The organism is Amycolatopsis sp. NPDC051106 (assembly GCF_040682775.1).
Lineage (GTDB): Bacteria > Actinomycetota > Actinomycetes > Mycobacteriales > Pseudonocardiaceae > Amycolatopsis.
Map to the genome: position 1 here is coordinate 18,862 of NZ_JBFBBQ010000002.1, position 19,679 is coordinate 38,540.

The following is a 19,679-nucleotide window of genomic DNA, read 5'->3' on the forward strand; positions in this document are numbered from 1 at the left end:
AGATGCACACCCTGGCGGGCGCGTACGCGCTCGACGCGGTGTCCGACCTCGAGCGGGCGGAGTTCAGCCGTCACCTCGAGCAGTGCGACTCCTGCGCGCAGGAGGTCGCCGAGCTGCGCGCGACCGCGGCCCAGCTCGGCGTGGCGATGGCCGAGGACCCGCCGCCGGAGTTCAAGGAGCGCGTCCTGGCCGCCATGCACGCCACCCGCCAGCTGCCGCCGCGCACCAAGCCCGTCGCCGAACGGCACCGGCGCTCGGTGCGGGCCCCGCGCTGGGCGGTCGTCGTGGCGGCCGCGGCCGCCGTCATCGGGCTCGCCGCGGGCGGCGTCTTCGGCGGCATCGCCCTGACCCAGCAGCAGGAGCTGCAGTCCGCGCAGACCCGGCTCGACCAGGCGCGGCAGCGCTACGAGCCGGTGGCGGCGCTGCTGTCTGCCCCCGACGCGAAGACCGTGCACGGCGAGGCGCCCATCGGCGGCGGCGTCACGGTCATCGTCTCGAAGTCGCTGAACCGCGTCATGGTGATGGACACCGGGCTGCCGTCCCAGCCGGGCGGCAAGGTCTACGAGGCCTGGCTGATCACGGGCGGGAACGCGCCGCGCTCGGCCGGGGTGATCGCCGCGTCCGACGACGGCGGCCTGGTCGTGGCCGACGGCGTCGGGCCGGTGGACCAGCTCGCGGTGAGCCTCGAGCAGGCGGGCGGTTCGCCCACCGGCGCACCCACGGACGTGCTGATGAGCATGCCCGCGCCCGCCTGATCCCGCGCCATAGCAGACCGGGCCGGAGCGGTGTTCGCGGCTCCCAGCTCTTGCGCGCTCGAACGTGTTGTGGCAAAACACCTTTGCGACACACGGCGTGCCTACTGGATTAGAGCCTGCCTGGTGCCTACCGTCCTGCCTAACGCCGGTAGTTGACATAACTCTCAATCTGCGGTTGAGGTTGAGAGCTGATCACCCGCCGGCGGGCTGTACGGGCACAACGATCAGGAAGGCGGACTTCGATGACGCCCCCGCACAACTACCTTGCGGTGATCAAGGTGGTCGGCATCGGCGGTGGCGGCGTGAACGCCGTGAACCGCATGATCGAGGTCGGCCTCAAGGGTGTCGAGTTCATCGCGGTGAACACCGACGCCCAAGCACTGCTCATGTCCGACGCCGACGTCAAGCTGGACATCGGCCGCGAGCTGACCCGTGGCCTCGGCGCGGGCGCCGCCCCCGAGGTCGGCCAGCGGGCCGCCGAAGACCACCGCGAAGAGATCGAAGAGGTCATCAAGGGCGCCGACATGGTGTTCGTGACGGCCGGTGAAGGCGGCGGCACGGGTACCGGCGGCGCGCCGGTCGTGGCGCAGATCGCCCGCAAGCTGGGCGCGCTGACCATCGGCGTCGTGACCCGCCCGTTCACCTTCGAGGGCAAGCGCCGCGGCAAGCAGGCCGAGGACGGCATCCAGTCGCTGCGCAACGAGTGCGACACGCTCATCGTCATCCCGAACGACCGGCTGCTGCAGCTCGGCGACATCGGCGTGTCCCTGATGGACGCGTTCCGCTCCGCGGACGAGGTGCTGCTGTCCGGTGTCCAGGGCATCACCGACCTGATCACCACGCCGGGTCTGATCAACCTGGACTTCGCCGACGTCAAGAGCGTCATGTCCGGCGCGGGCTCCGCCCTGATGGGTATAGGGAGCGCACGCGGTGAAGGCAGAGCCATCCAGGCCGCCGAGAAGGCGATCAACTCGCCGCTTCTCGAAGCCTCCATGGATGGTGCGCACGGCGCGCTGCTTTCGATCGCGGGTGGTTCGGATCTGGGCCTGTTCGAAATCAACGAAGCCGCGTCGCTGGTGCAGGAGTCCGCGCACCCGGACGCCAACATCATCTTCGGCACGATCATCGACGACTCGCTCGGCGACGAGGTCCGCGTCACGGTGATCGCGGCCGGGTTCGACGCCGGCGCGCCGACGCACAAGAAGCTCGACCCGTCGACGTTCGGCTCCGGCTCGCGCTCGGGCACCACGGCCTCGGCCTCGGCCGGGCAGGTCTCGAACCCGCCGACGCCGCCGTCGGGCGCGACCCCGGTGCCGTCGGCCGGCAGCTCCGGCTACCCGGTCGCGCCGCCGCGGTCGCACTCGCCGTTGCCTTCGGCGACGGGCAACCAGTCGTCGGGCGGCCTCCCGCAGCCGGGCGGCGGCTCGCGCGGCTACTCGCCGATCGGCTCCAACGCGACCCAGGGCAGCCTGCCCGGCCGCGCGATGCCGGTGCACGACGACCCGTCGGACGACGAGGTCGACGTCCCGCCGTTCATGCGGCGCTGAAGACGCGGCGGTAAAGACACAGCAGGTCCGTGAAGGCCTCCTTACCGGTTCTCAAGGCCGGTAAGGAGGCCTTCACGGCTTTTGGGAGGATGGCAGCATGCGGGTTCGGCGAGTGGTCACGACCAGGGCGGGCGGCGCGTCACGGCCGCCGTACGACACGTTCAACCTGGGTGACCACGTCGGAGACGACGAGGGGAACGTCTACGCGAACCGCAAGCGCCTCGCCGCCGAACTGGGCCTGGCCGAGGACAAACTGGCCTGGATGGAGCAGGTCCACGGCCGCACCGCGACCATTGTGGACGGCTCCGAAACCCGGGCCGCCGAGGCGACCGACGCCCTGGTGACCGCCACCCCGGGCGTCGCGCTGGTGGTGCTGGTCGCCGACTGCGTCCCCGTCCTGCTGGCCGACGCCGAGGCCGGCGTGGTCTCGGCGGTGCACGCCGGGCGCGTCGGGACGCGGGTCGGCGTCGTCCCGGCGGCGGTCGAGGCCATGCGGGAAGCCGGTGCCGAGGTGGGCCGCATCGAGGCGCTGCTCGGCCCCGCCATCTGCGGCGACTGCTACGAGGTCCCGGCCGCGATGGCCGCCGACGTCGAGAAACACGTTCCGGGCAGCGCGTGCAAGACCCGGCAGGGCACGCCCGGCCTCGACCTGCGCGCCGGGCTCTGGCGGCAGCTCGCCGACCTCGGCGTCGGCAAGATCGGCGTCGACCCGCGGTGCACGAACGAGGACAAGACACTCTTCAGCTACCGCCGCGACGGCACCACCGGGCGGATCGCCGGCATCACCTGGGTCGAGGCATGACCGATCGCCGGGCCGAGCTGGCCGAGAACCTGGCCGAGGTCGAGGCGCGGATCGCCGCCGCGTGCCGCGCCGCCGGGCGGGCGCGCGACGAGGTCAAGCTGATCGCGATCACCAAGACGTTCCCGGCCGCGGACGCCGCGCTGCTGGCCGACCTCGGGGTGACCGACGTCGGCGAGAACCGCGACCAGGAGGCCGGGCCGAAGGCCGCCGAGGTGGCCGGGCTCCGGCCGGACGCGGCGCTGCGCTGGCACATGGTCGGCCGGCTGCAGCGGAACAAGGCACGGTCCGTGGTCGAGTGGGCACACGAGGTGCAGTCCGTGGACTCGGCCCGGCTCGCCGACGCGCTCGCGAAGGCCGTGCACACTGCGCGTGACGGCGGTAAACGTGAGGAACCCCTCGACGTGCTGATCCAGGCGAGCCTCGACGACGACCCGGAGCGCGGCGGCTGCCCGCTCGACGAGCTCGGCGCGCTCGCCGAGCGCGTCACTCACACGGGTGAACTGCGGCTTCGCGGCCTGATGGCTGTCGCGCCGCTCGGCGCCGACCCCGCGGCCGCCTTCGAACGCCTCGCCCGGGCGGGTGAACGGCTCCGTGAAGATCACCCGAATGCCGCAGAAGTCTCCGCCGGGATGAGCCATGATCTCGAGCAGGCGATCACGCACGGCTCGACGTGTGTGCGTGTCGGAACCGCGCTGCTCGGCGGACGCGGTTTAGCCTCGCCCTAGGGAGCTCGTCCGGTCGTCACGTTTAGTGGTCGCCCGGACGGGGCACTGACGGCGTGGAGCAACGTTGGTGCGGGAGCGGCTAGGGCTAGGGAGAGGCATGAGCGCGCTGCAGAAGCTGAAGGCCTACTTCGGGATGGTGCCCGCTGACGACGACGGTTACGAAGTCGAAGACGAATACAGGCGTGGCTATGACGACGACTACGACTCCTACGAGGAGCCGGCACCGCGGTCGTCTCGCTCACGGTACCGCGACGTCGACGACACTTACGACGAGCCCGTCAGCCGCAGCCGGTCACGCTCCGTCGCAGGCTCGGAGCCTGCCGTCCACGGCGCGCTCGCGATGGACCGCCAGCCGGAGCCCGTGGCGCGCCTGCGACCGGTCACCGAGCCGGTCGTGCGCCAGCCGGTGCGTGATCCGTTGAGCCGGATCACCACGCTGCACCCGACCAGTTACGCGGAGGCGCGCGCCATCGGCGAGCACTACCGCGAGGGCATCCCGGTGATCATGAACCTCACCGAGATGGAGAACGCGGACGCCAAGCGGCTGGTCGACTTCGCCGCCGGGCTCGCGTTCGCGCTGCGCGGGTCGATGGACAAGGTCACCAACAAGGTGTTCCTTCTCTCACCGCCCGATGTGGACGTCACCGCGGAAGACCGCCGGCGGATTGCCGAAGGCGGATTATTCTTGCGGGGCTGAAGTCGCGCGGACCGCTGAGCGCAAGCAGACGTGATTTTGTCGACCCGATGCCGCGTCGACCCCCTTAACTGCGTCTTCTCCGAGGACGCCCGGTTAGAGTAGGTACGTGGAAGCTGTGTGGCTGGTCGTCTGGTACGTGCTGTTCGCCTTCTGGCTGCTGCTGACGGCACGGATCGTGATCGAACTCGTCCGGACGTTCGCCCGTGAGTGGCATCCGGCCGGGGGGGTTGCGGTGACGCTCGAGACCATCTACACAGTGACGGACCCGCCGGTTCGTCTGTTCAGACGAATCATTCCGATGGTTCGAATCGGCGGCGTCGGACTGGACTTGTCGATTATGGTGCTGCTGCTGGTTGTGTTCTTCGCGATGCAACTGGCGACTCCAAGTTGATCGGGGAAGAACTTGGATGGACCCTGCAGGCCATGGAGTGCGTGAGGTGATCTGATGTCGTTGACCCCCGCTGACGTGCATAACGTTGCGTTCAGCAAGCCGCCCATCGGCAAGAGGGGCTACAACGAGGACGAGGTGGACGCGTTCCTCGACCTGGTGGAGACCGAGCTGGCCCGCTTGATCGAAGACAACAACGAGCTGCGCCAGCAGATGGAGCAGCTCGACGCCGAGCTCGAGTCGACTCGCAGCGAGCTCGACAGTGCCAAATCTGCGCAGCCCCCGATGCGGGAAGAGCCGTCTCGGCGCCTCGCGCCGGTGCCGCCGCCGCAGTCCGCCATGGAGCAGACCCAGGCGCACTCGATGGTCGGCGACAGCGCCGAGCCGAACGTGCAGGCCGCCAAGGTCCTGGGCCTGGCCCAGGAGATGGCCGACCGGCTGACCGCCGAGGCGAAGACCGAGTCCGACGGGATGCTGGCCGAGGCCCGCACCAAGTCCGAGCAGCTGCTCTCGGACGCCCGGGCGAAGTCCGACTCGATGGTCAACGAGGCGCGTACCCGCGTCGACACGATGCTGAACGACGCGCGGACCCGGGCCGAGACGCTGGAGCGCCAGGCGCGCGACAAGGCGACGACGCTGGAGCGCGAGTCGCAGCGCAAGTACACCGAGACGATGAACAGCCTCAACGCCGAGAAGGGCGGGCTGGGCAAGAAGATCGAAGAGCTGCGCACGATCGAGCGGGAGTACCGCACGCGGTTGCGCGGGTTCCTCGAGTCCCAGCTGCGTGAGCTCGACGACCGCGGCTCCGCGGCCCCGGCGTCGGCCTCGTCGAACTCCGGGCAGTCGTCCGGTTCGTCGAGCGGCGGCCAGGGCTACTCGTTCGGCCCGCGCGCCGAAGCGGGCTGAGTCTTCTCCGGAGCTCACCCCGCCGGCAGTGAGCCGGTGGGGTGGGCCACGGTTCGGAGTCGATCCGGTACCGCACGTGGGCGGGTCATCGGACGATCTTGCCTGGTTCGTGCTGTAATTCAGCGTGCTTTACATCGTGCTGGTCCTGGTACTGGCGGCTCTGGGGTTGCTCGTCTCCGCGCTCATCACCGCTTCTTCACTGTGGGCGTGGGTGTCCATCGGCCTTTCGGTACTGGCCGGGCTGATCCTGGTCGCCGACTGGCTGCGCCGCCGGCGTCGCGCCTCGGCACCTGCTGAGCCCGAGAAGCCGGCCTCCGAGAAACCTGCCTCCGAAGAGCCGGTTCCGTCGGCGGAGGTGCCTCCCGCGGAGGAAAAGCCGGCCGAGGAGGAGCAGACCGTCCTCATCCCGGCCGCCGGTGACCTGGGGGACCCGGCCGACACGCCGGAACCCGAACCGGAACCCGAACCTGAGAAGACCGTGGTGGCGGAAGCTCCGGCCGAAACCGCGAACGACACCGAGTCCGATCCGGGTGAGGAAGAGACGTCGGACGCCGACATCGCCGTCCTGGCCGACCTCGAGGACGAGGTCGTGGTCGTCGACGAGCACCCGCGCTACCACCTGACGACCTGCGTCTGGCTCGGCACCCGCGACACGATCCCCATCGGCGTCGGCGAGGCCCGTCAACTCGGCTTCACCCCCTGTGACCGCTGCCGCCCCGACGCGAACCTGGTCGCCGTCCACCGCTGATCGACGACACGCGAGCGCGGCGCGACGACACGCCGTCAGGCGGCGAGGTCCGCGAGGCCCAGATGGGTGCCGAGCGCCCGCGCGCCCTCCGGCGTCAGCTTCACCGCGCGGTGCGCCCGCCCGCGCCGCCGCACCCAGCCCGCCTCGATGAACCGCGTCGCCACGGCCGCGCCCAGCGCGCCCGCCAGGTGGTGGCGCTGCTCGCTCCAGTCCAGGCAGAACTTCAGCAGGGGACGGCGGCCGGCCGCGGCCGCGTCGAGGTCCACGCCCAGCGAGCCGAACACGGCGGTCGCGTGCGGACCCAGCGTGTACGGGTGTTCGCGCACCGGAGCCGAAATCCGGTCACCCGGCCGCCGTCGCGTGTCGGAGGCTCCGGACAGCGCACCCCGTTCGAGCAACGCCGACGTGACCGCCACCCCGAGCCGGCCGGCCAGGTGGTCGTAACACGTCCGCGCTGTGCGCAGCGCCTCCGCGCGCGTCCCCTCGCGCAGCGACGTCACCGGTTGTGCCGGCGAGAACCGCGCCAGGGTCTCCATCAGTTCGGCCGGGTCCGGGCCGGCCAGCCGGTAGAACCGGTGCCGCCCCGACTTCTCGGCGACCACCACCCCGGCGTCCCGCAGCCTCGCCAGGTGCGCGCTGACCCCCTGCGCGGACAGCCGGGCTTCGGCCGCCAGCACGGACGCCGCCAGCGCCCGGCCGTCGGCGAGCGCGAGCAGCACCCGGACCCGCGCCGGGTCCGCGAACAGCGCCGCGGTGCGGGCGATGTCGGCGTCGCCTTCCATGCCTCCAGGATGCCCCCGGCACACTTCCACCGCGACGGAAGCGTCCCCGCGGTCCACTGGGGACCATGCGTTCCGCCCTCCTCGTCACCATGTGCGCCGGCATGTTCCTCGTGCAGCTGGACGTCACGGTCGTCAACGTCGCCCTGCCCGCCCTCGGCGCGGACCTGGGCGGCGGCCTTGCGGCACAGCAGTGGGTGGTGGACGGCTACGCGGTCGTCCTGGCCGCGGCGCTGCTCACCGGCGGCGCGCTCGGCGACGTCTTCGGCCACCGCCGGGTCGTCCTCGCGGGCTTCGCGATCTTCGGCGCGGCGTCGGCGGCGTGCGGGTTCGCCGGGTCGGCGCCGTGGCTCGTCGCCGCGCGCGCCGGGCAGGGTCTCGGTGCGGCACTGCTGCTGCCCGGCACGCTCGCCGTGATCACGAACGCCTACCCGGGCCACGCCGAGCGCGCGCGAGCCCTCGGCGTCTGGGCCGGGGTGTCGGCGCTGGCGCTCGCGGCGGGCCCGGTGCTCGGCGGGGCGGTCGTCTCCGCGGCGGGCTGGCGGCCGGTGTTCTGGCTCAACGTCCCGATCGTGCTCGCGGCCGCGCTCGCGACCCGGCGGCTCGTGCCCCGCGGCGACCGCGCGCCTGGCCGGCGGGTCGACGTCGCCGGTGTCGCCACCGCCGCGCCCGCCCTCGGCGCCGGCGTCTACGCGGTCATCGGCGGCAGCGTGCCCGCCGCGGTGGTGGCGCTCGTCGCGCTGACCGCGTTCGTGGCCGTGGAGCGGCGTTGCCCGGACCCGATGCTGCCTCTCGACATCGCACGGCGGACGGCGGGCGCGAACTTCGTCGCGGCGGCGATGAACTTCGTCGGCATCGGCGCGATCCTCGTGCTGACGCTGTACCTGCAGGGGGTGCGCCACGCCTCGCCGTTGACCGCGGGGCTCGAGGTGCTGCCGCTGTTCGGGCCGCTTTCGGTGCTGGCGCCGGTGGCGGGCCGGCTGACCGGCCGCTTCGGGCCACGCCCGCTGATGGTCACCGGACTCGCCCTGGGCGCCCTCGGCATGCTGAACCTGGTGCTGCTCAACGGGAACAGCGGCTACGCGGCCCTCCTGCCGACGCTGCTCGGGCTCGGCGCCGGGATGGGCCTGCTGACGACGGCGGTGGTGACGGCCGCGGTCGGCGGCATCCCGCCGGAACGCGCGGGCGTCGCGAGCGGCATCAACAACACGGCCCGCCAGGCCGGGGGTGCGCTCGGTGTGGCGGTGCTCGGCGCGGTCGCCGGCGAGCCGGGCAGCCGGTTCCTCGACGGGCTGCACCGGGCCGGCCTGATCGCGGGGGCGTTGTGGCTGCTGGCGATCGGCGTGACCCTCGCCGGCGTACGTGCCCCTCGTGACAACCGGGTTGCGCGGGCCGGTTAACCTGGTAACCAGCAAGGCGTCGATCCGGCCATCACCGGGGAGCCTCCGGAAGAACCGAGCTTCACGGCTCTCAGTAGAACCGGACGGGTGCGGCCCGTGACAGCCGCCGAACGAGCGGCCCGGGAGCACGTGCCGGGCAAGCGGGGTGGTACCGCGGTGCGCCGCCAGGCGTTTCGTCCCCGTGTGGACGACCGGGAGCCGGTCGTCCGTACGAGAGCGACGAACCGAGGAGCACCGGGATGTACCCCCAGGCCCAACTCGACGACGGCGCGGGAGTTCCGTCGCAGCCGTCCTTCCCCGAGCTGGAGAAGCAGGTCCTCGCCTACTGGGAGACGGACCGGACGTTCCAGGCGACCATCGACGCGCGCCCGGCCGGCGAGCACGGCGACAACGAGTACGTCTTCTACGACGGTCCGCCGTTCGCCAACGGCCTCCCGCACTACGGCCACCTCCTCACCGGGTACGTCAAGGACCTGGTGCCGCGCTACCAGACGATGAAGGGCCGCAAGGTCGAGCGCCGCTTCGGCTGGGACACCCACGGCCTGCCGGCCGAGCTCGAGGCGATGCGCCAGCTCGGGATCACCGAGACGTCCGAGATCGAAGAGATGGGCATCGCGAAGTTCAACGAGGCTTCGCGCGAGTCCGTCCTGCGCTACACCGACGAGTGGCGCGACTACGTCACCCGCCAGGCCCGCTGGGTCGACTTCGACAACGACTACAAGACGCTCGACGTCACCTACATGGAGTCGGTGCTCTGGGCGTTCAAGCGGTTGTGGGACAAGGGACTCGTCTACGAGGGCTACCGCGTCCTGCCCTACTGCTGGCGCGACGCGACGCCGCTGTCCAACCACGAGCTGGGCATGGACGCCGACGTCTACCGCAACCGGCAGGACCCGGCCGTCACGGTCGGCTTCCGGTTGCAGGGCAACGGGAACGAGCTCGACGGCACCTACCTGCTGATCTGGACGACGACGCCGTGGACGCTGCCGTCGAACCTCGCCACCGCCGTGCACCCCGACGTGCGGTACGTCGTCGTGGAGAGCGAGAACCTGCCCGGCAAGCGGTTCCTGCTCGCCGAAGCGCGCGTCGCCGCGTACGCGCGTGAGCTCGGCGAGGAGCCGACGGTCGTCGCGCACTACACGGGTGCGCAGCTGCTCGGAACCCGTTACGCACCCCCGTTCCCGTACTTCACCGGCACCGAGAACGCGCACCGCGTGCTCTCGGCCGACTACGTCACCACCGACGACGGCACCGGCGTCGTGCACATCGCGCCCGCCTACGGTGAAGAGGACAAGGCCGTCACCGACGCCGCCGGCATCCCGCCGGTCACGCCGGTCGACGCGCACGGCAAGTTCGACGCGACCGTGCCGGACTACGAGGGCCAGCAGGTCTTCGACGCCAACCCGAACATCGTCCGCGACCTCAAGAACGGCACGGGTTCGGCCGGGCAGCAGGGTGCCGTGCTGCTGCGGCACGAAACCTACGACCACTCCTACCCGCACTGCTGGCGCTGCCGGAACCCGCTGATCTACCGCGCGGTGTCGTCGTGGTTCGTCGCGGTGACGCAGTTCAAGGACCGGATGGTCGAGCTGAACCAGCAGATCACCTGGTACCCGGAGAACGTCAAGGACGGCCAGTTCGGCAAGTGGCTGGAGAACGCGCGCGACTGGTCGGTCTCGCGCAACCGCTACTGGGGCACGCCGATCCCGGTGTGGCAGTCCGACGACCCGGCGTACCCGCGCACCGACGTCTACGGCTCGCTCGACGAGCTGGAGGCCGACTTCGGCGTCCGGCTGGACAACCTGCACCGGCCCTACATCGACGAGCTGACCCGGCCGAACCCGGACGACCCGACCGGGAACTCGACCATGCGCCGCGTCCCGGACGTCCTCGACGTCTGGTTCGACTCGGGCTCGATGCCGTATGCCCAGGTGCACTACCCGTTCGAGAACGCCGACTGGTTCGAGCACCACTACCCGAGCGACTTCATCGTCGAGTACATCGGGCAGACCCGCGGCTGGTTCTACCTGCTGCACGTGCTCGCGACGGCGCTGTTCGACCGGCCGGCGTTCCGCACCTGCGTCTCGCACGGCATCGTGCTGGGCTCCGACGGCGCGAAGATGTCGAAGTCGCTGCGCAACTACCCGGACGTCAACGAGGTCTTCGAGCGCGACGGCTCCGACGCCATGCGCTGGTACCTGATGGCGAGCCCGATCCTGCGCGGCGGCAACCTCGTCGTCACCGACAAGGGCATCCGAGACGCCGTCCGCCAGGCCGTGCTGCCGCTGTGGAACTCGTACTACTTCCTCGCGCTCTACGCGAACGCGGAAGGTGTGGAAGGCAAGTGGCGCACGGATTCGGCGAACGTGCTCGACCGGTACGTCCTGGCGAAGACGCACGAGCTCGTCACCGACGTCGAGTCCGCGATGGACCACTACGACGTCGCGGGCGCGTGCCAGACCGTGCGGGACTTCCTCGAGGTCCTCACGAACTGGTACGTGCGGCGCTCCCGGGATCGCTTCTGGGCCGGCGACCAGGACGCGATCGACACGCTGCACACCGTCCTGGAGGTGACTTCGCGGGTCGCGGCGCCGCTGCTGCCGCTGACCACCGAGGTCGTCTGGCGCGGCCTCACCGGCGGCCGCTCGGTGCACCTGACCGACTGGCCGAACGCGCTCGACCTGCCCGCGGACGCGGCGCTGGTCACCGCGATGGACCGGGTGCGGCAGGTCGCGTCGTCGGCGCTGTCGCTGCGCAAGAGCAACAAGCTGCGCGTGCGGCTGCCGCTGTCGTCGCTGGTCGTGGCGGCCGGCGACGCCGAGTCGATGGCGCCGTTCGCCGACATCCTGCGCGACGAGGTGAACGTCAAGGCGGTCGAGCTGACCACCGACGTCGCCGCGCACGGCGGGTTCGAGGTCGCGGTCAACGCGCGGGCGGCCGGCCCGCGCCTGGGCAAGGACGTCCAGACCGTGATCAAGGCCGTCAAGGCGGGCGACTGGTCGCTGCAGGGTGACACGGTCGTCGCGGCCGGGATCGCCCTGCAGGAGGGCGAGTTCGAGCGGCGGCTGGTCGCCAAGGGCGGCGGCGCGGCGGCGGAGCTGCCCGGTGGGTCCGGGCTGGTCCTGATCGACACCGAGGTGACGCCGGAGCTGGCGGCCGAGGGCCTGGTCCGCGACCTGGTCCGGGTCGTGCAGCAGGCGCGCCGCGACGCCGGGCTGGACGTCGCCGACCGGATCGCGCTGACCGCCGACGCCCCGTCCGAGGTCGTCGAGGCGGCCCGGACGCACGAGGAGTTCCTGGCCTCGGAGACGCTGGCGACGTCGGTGACCCACGGTCCGGTGGCCGAGGGCTTCGCCGGCACGGTCGGCGACGGCACCAAGGTGACCGTTTCGGTAGCAAAAGCCTGACCGGCTGTCGTAGGTGGCCGGTAAGATCGGCCGGCCACCTACGGCGGTGGCGTTCCTTGGGGGAGGGGTACGCGAAATGAGTCCGGCCAAGAGACGGGGCATCCTGATCGGCGGCGCGCTGCTGGTCGTCGTGGTCGTGGTGGCGGCGTTCTTCGTGCTGAGCGGCGGGGATGCGGCACCGACGGCGGAAGCCGGGGCCACGAGCGTCGAGAAGCCGGGTGCCATCGACCCGCACACGGCGATCACCGAGTACCTGCAGGACCTGGCCGAGAACAACACCGACGCGGCGAGCCGGCTGACCGACGCCGCCCCGGCGGCCGCGGTGGCCCTGCGCGACGCCCGCAACACGCTGAACCCGTCGTCGCTGGCGGCCAAGCTGACCGTCCTGCAGCCGACCCCGGCCGGGGGGACGCAGACCGGCGGCACGTTCAGCCTCGCGTGGACGCTGAAGCCGGGCCAGGTCTGGACCTACGACGTCCCGTTCCAGCTGGCCCAGGCCGGCGGGAAGTGGCTCGTGCACTGGGCGCCGTCGCTGCTGCACCCGAAGCTGGAGGCGGGCCAGCGGCTGGTGGTCAGCACGGCCGTGCAGGACACGACGGCCGTCGCCGACCGCGACGGCAAGCCGCTGCTGATCAGCGGGGCCGGCGGCCTGCGCGCGGTCGAAGGCGACCCGGCGCCGCTGCTGCGCTCGGCGCTCGGCGGGCAGGTCACGGCGGCGGCCGGGGGCGGCTTCGCCGTCGAGCGGGTCGACACCGGCGGCAAGAACGTGGAGACGCTGTTCGGGAAGGCGGACGGCGAGGCGAAGACGCTGACGTCGAGCCTGAGCCTGACCGCGCAGAAGTCCGCGCAGGCCGCGGTGGACGGCTTCAAGGGCTCGGCCATGATGGTCGCGCTCGACACCGGTTCGGGCGACATCCTGGCCGTCGCGCAGAACGCGGCCGCCGGGAACGCACCGAAGGCGCTCCACGGCCTGTACGAGCCGGGCTCGTCGTTCAAGATCGCGACGTCGGTCGCGGCGATCCAGCAGAGCGGCTTGAACGCGGGGTCGCCGGTCGACTGCCCCGGCGTCGCGACCGTCGGGACGCGGACGGTCAAGAACGAGGGCTTCGAACTGGGCGCGACGAACCTGCAGACGGCGTTCGCGCGCTCCTGCAACACGACGTTCGGGCAGCTGGCGCTGGACCTGCCGGCCGACGGGCTGAAGAAGGCGGCCGACGAGCTGGGCCTCAACGCCGACTACGAGATCCCCGGGATCGACACCGAGCTGGGCAAGGTCGAGCCCGCGGCGAGCAAGGACGAGCAGGTCGAGGACGGGTTCGGCCAGGGCCGGATCCAGGCCAGCTGCCTCGGCGGCGCGCTGATGGCCGCCACGGTCGCGTCCGGCAAGGCGATCACGCCGCGGCTGTGGCACGACCTCGAGACCACGGTCGTCAAGGGCTACTCGCCGCCGCCGGCGTCGGCGCTCGGCCAGGTGCGCAAGATGATGCGCGCCGTGGTCACCAGCGGCACGGGCCGCGGTGCGGCGGGCGCGGGCGAGGTGTTCGGCAAGACGGGCACGGCCCAGTTCGGCGACGGCTCGGACGCCACCGGCTGGTTCGTCGGGTACCGCGGGAACGTGGCGTTCGCGGTGCTCCTGGAGGACTCGAACGACTCGGGCCCGGCGGTCGCCGTGGCCGCGAAGTTCCTCAAAGCCCTCTGACCCGGAGGGTCGGCTCGCGTACCCAGGGAGTCGGTTCGCGTACCCAGAGGGTCGGCTCGTTGGCCGACTGTCCAGGTACGCGAGCCGACTGTCCAGGTACGTGAGCCGACCCTCCGGGTACGTCGCTTCGGCCGCGGGCGAAGGGTGGCCGCCGTACCGTGGTCGCATGGAGACGATCGCTCTCGCCGAGGTCGCCGCGGTGCTCGCCGATCCGAGCCGCGCCACCATGTGCCTCGTCCTGCTGGACGGGCGGGCGTGGACCGTCGGCGAGCTGGCCAAGGCGGCCGGGATCGCGCTCTCCACGGCCAGCGAGCACGTCACCCGGCTGGTCGACGCCGGGTTCGTCGCCCGGGTCAAGCAGGGCCGGGCCAGCTACGTCCGGATCGCCGACCCGCGCGTCGCCGAACTGATCGAGCACCTCGCCCAGCACGCCGAGCACCGGCTGGTGACCGGGCTGAAGTCGTCGCTCCGGGTGAAGCGGCTCGGGTTCGCCCGGACCTGCTACGACCACCTCGCCGGCGTGCTCGGCGTCGCCCTCCGCGACGGCATGCTCGCCACCGGCCTGATCGACGCCGACGGCGGGCTGGCGCTGACCGGCCGCGGCCGCGAGGTGCTGGCCGGGCTCGGCGTGCCGATCGGGACCGGGCGGCGGTCGCCGCTGCGCGACTGTCTGGATTGGACGGAGCGGCGCGACCACCTCGCGGGATCCGTGCCCGCGGCGCTGCTCGAACGAGCGGTGAGCGCCGGCTGGGTCGGCCGTGACGGGCATCGCGCGGTGAAGGTGTTTCCGGCGGCGGAGAAGCCGTTCGCCGCGCTCGGTGTCGACCTCGCCGCGCTCGGTGGGCCTTAACACACCACGCCTTCGCCGCGCGGCGGCGGTACACGAACGAGTTAACCCGGTCGCTTCACTATTCTGAGGGCCCACGGCACTCGGAGGGAGGCGGCATGGACCAGCTTCCCGTGCTGCTCGGCGTCGGCGGTGCCGTGCTGCTCGCCTCCGTGCTCGCCGTGCGCGTGTCGATCCGGCTGGGCCTGCCTTCGCTGCTGCTCTACCTGGCGATCGGCGTGCTGCTGGGCGAAGCCGGCTTCGGCATCCGGTTCGACAACCCCGAGCTGACCCAGTCACTCGGCCTCGCCGCGCTCGTCATGATCCTCGCCGAAGGCGGCCTGACGACCCGCTGGTCGGCCGTGAAACCCGCGCTGGGCATCGGAATCGCACTGTCCACTGTGTCCGTCGTGGTGAGCGTCGCGGTGACCGGCGCCGCCCTGCACTGGCTGCTGGGCCTCGACTGGCGGTTCGCGCTGCTGTGGGGCGCGGTGCTCGCGTCGACTGACGCGGCCGCGGTGTTCTCGGTGCTGCGCTCGGCCGGGATCGGCAAACGGCTCACCGGAGCGCTGGAGCTCGAGTCGGGCATCAACGACGCGCCGGCGTACATCGCCGTCGTCGTGCTGGCCGAAGGCGCCACTGTGGACTGGACGCTGCCGCTGCTGGTCGTCTACGAACTCGGGGCGGGCCTGGCGATCGGGCTCGGGTTCGGCTGGCTCGGCGGGATCGCGCTGCGCCGGGCCGCGCTGCCGGCGACCGGGCTCTATCCGCTCGCCACGGTCGCGGTGTGCGTCGTGGCGTACTCGTCCGGGCAGCTGCTGCACGCGTCCGGGCTGCTCGCCACCTACGTCGCCGCGCTGGTGCTCGGCAATTCGCGGCTGCCGCACCGCTCGGACACGCTGTCGTTCGCCGAAGGGCTCGGCTGGCTGGCGCAGATCGGGCTGTTCGTGCTGCTCGGCCTGTTCGCCTCGCCGAGCCGGGTGCTCGAGGCGGTGGTGCCGGGCCTGGTGGCGGGGGGTGTCGTGCTGCTGCTGGCCCGGCCGATCTCGGTCGTGCTGGCGATGCTGCCGTTCCGGCTGCCGTGGCGGGAACAGGCGTTCCTGTCGTGGGCGGGGCTGCGCGGCGCGGTGCCGATCGTGCTCGCGATGATCCCGCTGTCCCAGGGGCTGCCGGGCGCGCAACGGCTGGTCGACGCGGTGTTCGTGCTGGTCATCGTGCTGACGCTGCTCCAGGGCGCGACGCTGGGGCCGCTCGGGCGGTGGCTGGGGCTCGCGAAGAAGTCCGAGGCGCACGAGATCGATGTCGACTCCGCGCCGCTGGACGAGCTGGGCGCCGAACTGCTGCAGGTCCGCATCCAGCCCGGGTCGAAGCTGCACGGCGTGTACCTGTCCGAGCTGCGGTTGCCGGTCGGCGCGACGGTCAGCCTGGTCGTGCGCGAAGGCGCCGGCTTCACACCGCAGAAGACCAGTCGGCTCCAGGAGCACGACCAGCTGCTGGTGGTCACGACGAGCGGGGTCCGCGACACCGTCGAGCGCCGGCTCCGCGCGGTGGACCGGGCCGGCCGCCTGGCCCGCTGGAAGGGCGAGTCGGGCCGTTAGCGAGTGCCGTTGTCCGGTACTTGTCCGCAAGAATCTCACACGATCTTCCCTTTGTTCCCTCTTTTGGCTTACTGTCCGCACTGCGCGGGCGGGGACTGGGTGACCATCGACCACGACGGTGGCCGGCGCACCGGGTACTACCACATGGAGGCCATCAAGGTCACCGACGGTGAGCACGTCGACGCCGGGGCCGAACTCGGCTCGACCGGCAACGCGCTGCCGTGCGGCGGCAGCAGCACCGGCGCCCACGTGCACTTCACCCTCTGGACCCTGCCGGACGCCCCGGCGGCGAACTGGGACGGCAAGTCGTTCGCCGAAGTCTCGACGACGGTCGCGGCGGCCAGCGGCGAGCCGGTCGACGGGAAGACCATCGGCGGCTGGCGCTTCACCGCCGGAGCCGAGCAGTACACCGGCACGGCGACCCACGTGGCCGACCACGCCGTGACGCGGCTGCCGGGCCGCTTCCGCGCGAAGCTCCAGTCCCTCACGGTGTGTGAGCGGCGTCTCAGAATGTGAGGCGGGGGTTGGCCGCCGGCGCCGTTCTCGGTTACCTTCGAGCTCAGGTCATGAGTGCCAGCGCGAAGCCCCGGCTTGCTGGCCGGCAACCCTCCTACCGCGGTGGGGTGCCCCGGGTGAAGACCGGGCCGGTCGCGCCGTGCGACGGGCAAGCGCGGGCCCCTCGCCGGGGTCCCCCGGACCGCCGAGGAGGCACCGATGACTCTCGCCATCGACCGCACCAGCACGACCACCACCCCGGTCGACTTCGCCGCCACTCTCGAAACCCTTGCCCCGCAGAGCATTCCGACGGTCGCCGGTGCCGCACTGCGGGTCCCGCTCGTGACCGGCGAAACCATCGGGTACGCCAACCTCGACCACGCCGCGAGCGCCCCTTGTCTCGACGCCGTCCGCACGAAGGTCGACGAGTTCCTGCCTTGGTACGCCAGCGTCCACCGCGGCGCGGGCTTCGCGTCGCAGGTCTCGACCCGCCTTTACGAGCGCACTCGCGACGTCCTGCGCCGCTTCGTCGGCGCCCGCCGCACCGACACCGTCGTCTTCACCCGCAACACCACCGACTCCTTCACCCTGCTCGCCCGCAGCTTGCCCCGGCACACGACGGTGGTCGTCTTCGACACCGAGCACCACGCCGCGCTGCTGCCGTGGCAGGGCCCGAACGTCCGGCGGATCCCGACCCCGCGCACCCGCCTCGCGGCAGTGTCCGCTGTGGACGAAGCACTCGCGGATTCCCCGCAGGGGCCGCGTCTGGTGGTCGTCACCGGAGCGTCCAATGTGACCGGTGAGCTCCTGCCGGTGGCGGAGATCGCCGCTGTGGCGCGCAAACACGGCGCCCGCATCGCGCTCGACGCCGCCCAGCTCGCCCCGCACCGCCGGATCTCGATCAAGGAGCTGGACGTCGACTACGTCGCGTTGTCCGGCCACAAGCTGTACGCGCCCTTCGGCGCGGGTGCGCTGATCGGCCGCGCCGACTGGCTGCGCGCCGCCAAGCCGTACCTCGCCGGTGGTGGCGCGACCAAGCTCGTCACCGAGGACGCGGTCGTCTGGAACACGGGCCCCGAGCGCCACGAAGCCGGCTCGCCCAACACCGTCGGCGTGTACGCGCTCGGCGTCGCGTGCGAGACGCTCAGCGAGAACTGGGACGCCGTCGTGGCGCACGAGCAGGCCCTGCTCACCCGGCTGCGCAAGGGACTCGAGGGCATCCCGGGCTGCGCCGAGCTGCGGCTGTTCGACGCACCGGTCGACCGCGTCGGCACGCTCAGCTTCATCCTCGACGGCTTCGACCCGGGCTGGGTGGCGGCGGTGCTGTCGGCCGAGTACGGCATCGGCGTCCGCGACGGCGCGTTCTGCGCGCACATCGCGGCCAAGCGCCTGATCGGCATCGCCGGCGGCGACGGACAGCAGGCGATCCGCGTCAGCCTCGGCCTGGGCAGCACCGAAGAGCACGTCGACCGCGTCGTACTGGCATTGCGCCAGATCGTCGCGCGCGGAGCCCGCTGGGGGTACACGAAGGTGGACGGCCGCTGGGCCCCGGTCGGCGACCCGCGGGAGCTGCCGCCGTTCTGCTGAGCGCTAGCCTGGGCCGATGGGGAGAGGGTCACGTTCCTGGTTTCCGTTGGCGCTGCTGGGGTCCGCGCAGATCGGCATGGTCGCGGTGCAGCTGGTTTCGCGCCGGAGCCCCGCCGAAGACGAGTCCGCGAACCTGCTCCTCGGGCCGGCGCCCTCGGCCGGCGCGGAGTACGGCCGCACGCAGTGGCTGACCCAGGACGCGTTCTTTTCGCTCGGGCGGGGCCTGCCCACCGGGCCGGTCTGGCTGGTCGCGCTCGGCGTGGTGCTGGCCGGCACGGCGGTCTGGTACGCGGCCGCCATGCGGCCCGTCCGCACCGGGTGGTTCGTCCTCGGGACGGTGGGCGCGCTGCTCGCCCTCCCGCTGCTCGACCTGGTCGGGTCGTGGCAGTTCCGCCTCGGCGACGGGCTGCGGGGTCCGCTGCTGGCCACGCTCGGTCTGCTGGTGCTCGCCGCGTACGAGCGCAGCAGGCTCGTGCTGCTCACCGCGCTCGTCTTCGCGGTGATCGCGGTGGTGCTCTCGGCGGACATCGTGGGGGTGCTGCTGTCGGCGATCGTCCTGCTCGCCGCGGCGTTCGCGGTACTGCTGCGCTGGGCACCCGATACCCTGCGGTGATGGGGAGTTCGCGGCGGTACTGGTTCCCGTTGGCGGCGCTGGGGTTCGCGCAGCTGATCATGGTGCTCGCCGAGCTGCTTCCGGGGGAGAGCCTCCCGGCCGGGTATTTCACGGACCTGCGCGCGCTGCCGATGAGCCGGGAGAACGAGCTCGCCACCAGCACTTTCGGCGGTACGGGTCTCCCGTCCGGCTACCGGGACCTCGCCGTCGCCGTCTCGGTCGACCGCGGGTCGTCGGCGACGCTCGGCTGGCTCGTCGCGCTCGCCTGCGTCGTGGCCGCCGTCGCCGGCTGGTACTGGCTGGACCTGCGCCGCGCGGGGACGCCGCCGCGCACCGGCCGGTTCGTCCTCGGAACCCTCGGTGCCCTGCTCGCCATCCCGGTGCTCGACCTGGTCGGGGCGCTGCAGTTCCGGCTGGGCGCGGACGTGCGCGGCGCGCTGGTGGCGACGCTCGGGCTGCTGCTGCTCGCGGGATACGAGCGCAGCCGGTTCGTCGTCGCCGTCGCGGGGGTGTTCGCGCTGGTCACCGTGGTCTTCCTGCCGCCGGTGGCCGGGGCGCTCGTGGCGGCGGGCGTCCTGTTCGGGGCCGCGTTCGCGGTCCTCCTGCGGGGCCCCGCCGACACTGCCGCCGACACCCCCTGACCAGCCGTGGACAATGGAGCCGTGAGCACCGAGCCCAGCCACTCCGAACCCGACACCGACGCTGCC

Annotated in this window: 18 protein-coding genes and 1 riboswitch; of the genes, 17 read left to right on the forward strand and 1 reads right to left on the reverse strand. The window is 72.0% G+C overall.

The window, feature by feature from the left end; genetic code table 11:
* Positions 1 to 2 precede the first annotated feature (2 nt).
* From AB0M83_RS01700 to AB0M83_RS01735, 8 genes are all read left to right on the forward strand, one after another.
* Positions 3 to 755 carry an anti-sigma factor gene (locus tag AB0M83_RS01700; protein ID WP_364511689.1) on the forward strand — a complete coding sequence of 251 codons (753 nt, stop codon included), beginning with the start codon at positions 3 to 5 and terminating at the stop codon, positions 753 to 755.
* A gap of 242 nt (positions 756 to 997) precedes the next feature.
* On the forward strand, positions 998 to 2,302 hold the full coding sequence (gene ftsZ, locus AB0M83_RS01705; RefSeq protein ID WP_364510880.1) for a cell division protein FtsZ: 1,305 nt from the start codon (positions 998 to 1,000) through the stop codon (positions 2,300 to 2,302).
* Positions 2,303 to 2,399: 97 nt separating this feature from the next.
* Complete coding sequence (gene pgeF / locus AB0M83_RS01710) at positions 2,400 to 3,104, forward strand: peptidoglycan editing factor PgeF (RefSeq protein WP_364510883.1); 705 nt, start codon at positions 2,400 to 2,402, stop codon at positions 3,102 to 3,104.
* Positions 3,101 to 3,829, forward strand: coding sequence for a YggS family pyridoxal phosphate-dependent enzyme (locus AB0M83_RS01715; RefSeq protein WP_364510886.1), 729 nt, complete (start codon positions 3,101 to 3,103; stop codon positions 3,827 to 3,829). Before pgeF ends, AB0M83_RS01715 begins: the two co-directional genes overlap by 4 nt.
* 97 nt (positions 3,830 to 3,926) lie before the next feature.
* Positions 3,927 to 4,526 carry a cell division protein SepF gene (sepF, locus tag AB0M83_RS01720; RefSeq protein ID WP_364510889.1) on the forward strand — a complete coding sequence of 200 codons (600 nt, stop codon included), beginning with the start codon at positions 3,927 to 3,929 and terminating at the stop codon, positions 4,524 to 4,526.
* 115 nt (positions 4,527 to 4,641) lie between these two features.
* Positions 4,642 to 4,917 carry a YggT family protein gene (locus tag AB0M83_RS01725; RefSeq protein ID WP_072477845.1) on the forward strand — a complete coding sequence of 92 codons (276 nt, stop codon included), beginning with the start codon at positions 4,642 to 4,644 and terminating at the stop codon, positions 4,915 to 4,917.
* Between the two features lie 54 nt (positions 4,918 to 4,971).
* A complete protein-coding gene (locus AB0M83_RS01730) occupies positions 4,972 to 5,820 on the forward strand; it encodes a DivIVA domain-containing protein (RefSeq protein ID WP_364510892.1) in 849 nt (282 codons plus the stop codon).
* 124 nt (positions 5,821 to 5,944) lie between these two features.
* Positions 5,945 to 6,568 carry a hypothetical protein gene (locus AB0M83_RS01735; protein ID WP_364510895.1) on the forward strand — a complete coding sequence of 208 codons (624 nt, stop codon included), beginning with the start codon at positions 5,945 to 5,947 and terminating at the stop codon, positions 6,566 to 6,568.
* A gap of 35 nt (positions 6,569 to 6,603) precedes the next feature.
* Here AB0M83_RS01735 and AB0M83_RS01740 read toward each other — a convergent pair whose 3' ends face one another.
* Positions 6,604 to 7,350 (reverse strand): metalloregulator ArsR/SmtB family transcription factor, encoded by a 747-nt coding sequence (locus AB0M83_RS01740; RefSeq protein ID WP_364510898.1) that lies wholly within the window; start codon positions 7,348 to 7,350, stop codon positions 6,604 to 6,606.
* A 65-nt stretch (positions 7,351 to 7,415) separates the two neighbouring features.
* Here AB0M83_RS01740 and AB0M83_RS01745 point away from each other — a divergent pair, with 65 nt between their 5' ends.
* The 9 genes from AB0M83_RS01745 to AB0M83_RS01785 all read left to right on the forward strand — a co-directional run bounded on the left by AB0M83_RS01745 (position 7,416) and on the right by AB0M83_RS01785 (position 19,613).
* Complete coding sequence (locus AB0M83_RS01745) at positions 7,416 to 8,747, forward strand: MFS transporter (RefSeq protein WP_364510901.1); 1,332 nt, start codon at positions 7,416 to 7,418, stop codon at positions 8,745 to 8,747.
* 239 nt (positions 8,748 to 8,986) lie between these two features.
* Positions 8,987 to 12,154 carry an isoleucine--tRNA ligase gene (gene ileS, locus AB0M83_RS01750; RefSeq protein ID WP_364510904.1) on the forward strand — a complete coding sequence of 1,056 codons (3,168 nt, stop codon included), beginning with the start codon at positions 8,987 to 8,989 and terminating at the stop codon, positions 12,152 to 12,154.
* 76 nt (positions 12,155 to 12,230) lie between these two features.
* Positions 12,231 to 13,853, forward strand: coding sequence for a penicillin-binding transpeptidase domain-containing protein (locus AB0M83_RS01755; protein ID WP_364510907.1), 1,623 nt, complete (start codon positions 12,231 to 12,233; stop codon positions 13,851 to 13,853).
* 166 nt (positions 13,854 to 14,019) lie between these two features.
* Complete coding sequence (locus tag AB0M83_RS01760; protein ID WP_364510910.1) at positions 14,020 to 14,703, forward strand: metalloregulator ArsR/SmtB family transcription factor; 684 nt, start codon at positions 14,020 to 14,022, stop codon at positions 14,701 to 14,703.
* 95 nt (positions 14,704 to 14,798) lie between these two features.
* Positions 14,799 to 16,277, forward strand: a complete 1,479-nt coding sequence (locus AB0M83_RS01765) for a potassium/proton antiporter (protein ID WP_364510913.1) — start codon at positions 14,799 to 14,801, stop codon at positions 16,275 to 16,277.
* 99 nt (positions 16,278 to 16,376) lie between these two features.
* Complete coding sequence (locus AB0M83_RS01770; protein WP_364510916.1) at positions 16,377 to 16,793, forward strand: M23 family metallopeptidase; 417 nt, start codon at positions 16,377 to 16,379, stop codon at positions 16,791 to 16,793.
* A gap of 46 nt (positions 16,794 to 16,839) precedes the next feature.
* Positions 16,840 to 16,954: riboswitch (SAM riboswitch) on the forward strand.
* A gap of 37 nt (positions 16,955 to 16,991) precedes the next feature.
* Positions 16,992 to 18,359 (forward strand): aminotransferase class V-fold PLP-dependent enzyme, encoded by a 1,368-nt coding sequence (locus AB0M83_RS01775; RefSeq protein WP_364510919.1) that lies wholly within the window; start codon positions 16,992 to 16,994, stop codon positions 18,357 to 18,359.
* Between the two features lie 16 nt (positions 18,360 to 18,375).
* A complete protein-coding gene (locus AB0M83_RS01780) occupies positions 18,376 to 18,972 on the forward strand; it encodes a hypothetical protein (protein WP_364510922.1) in 597 nt (198 codons plus the stop codon).
* Positions 18,972 to 19,613 carry a hypothetical protein gene (locus AB0M83_RS01785; RefSeq protein ID WP_364510924.1) on the forward strand — a complete coding sequence of 214 codons (642 nt, stop codon included), beginning with the start codon at positions 18,972 to 18,974 and terminating at the stop codon, positions 19,611 to 19,613. The genes AB0M83_RS01780 and AB0M83_RS01785 overlap by 1 nt, the downstream gene beginning before the upstream one ends.
* Positions 19,614 to 19,679 lie beyond the last annotated feature (66 nt).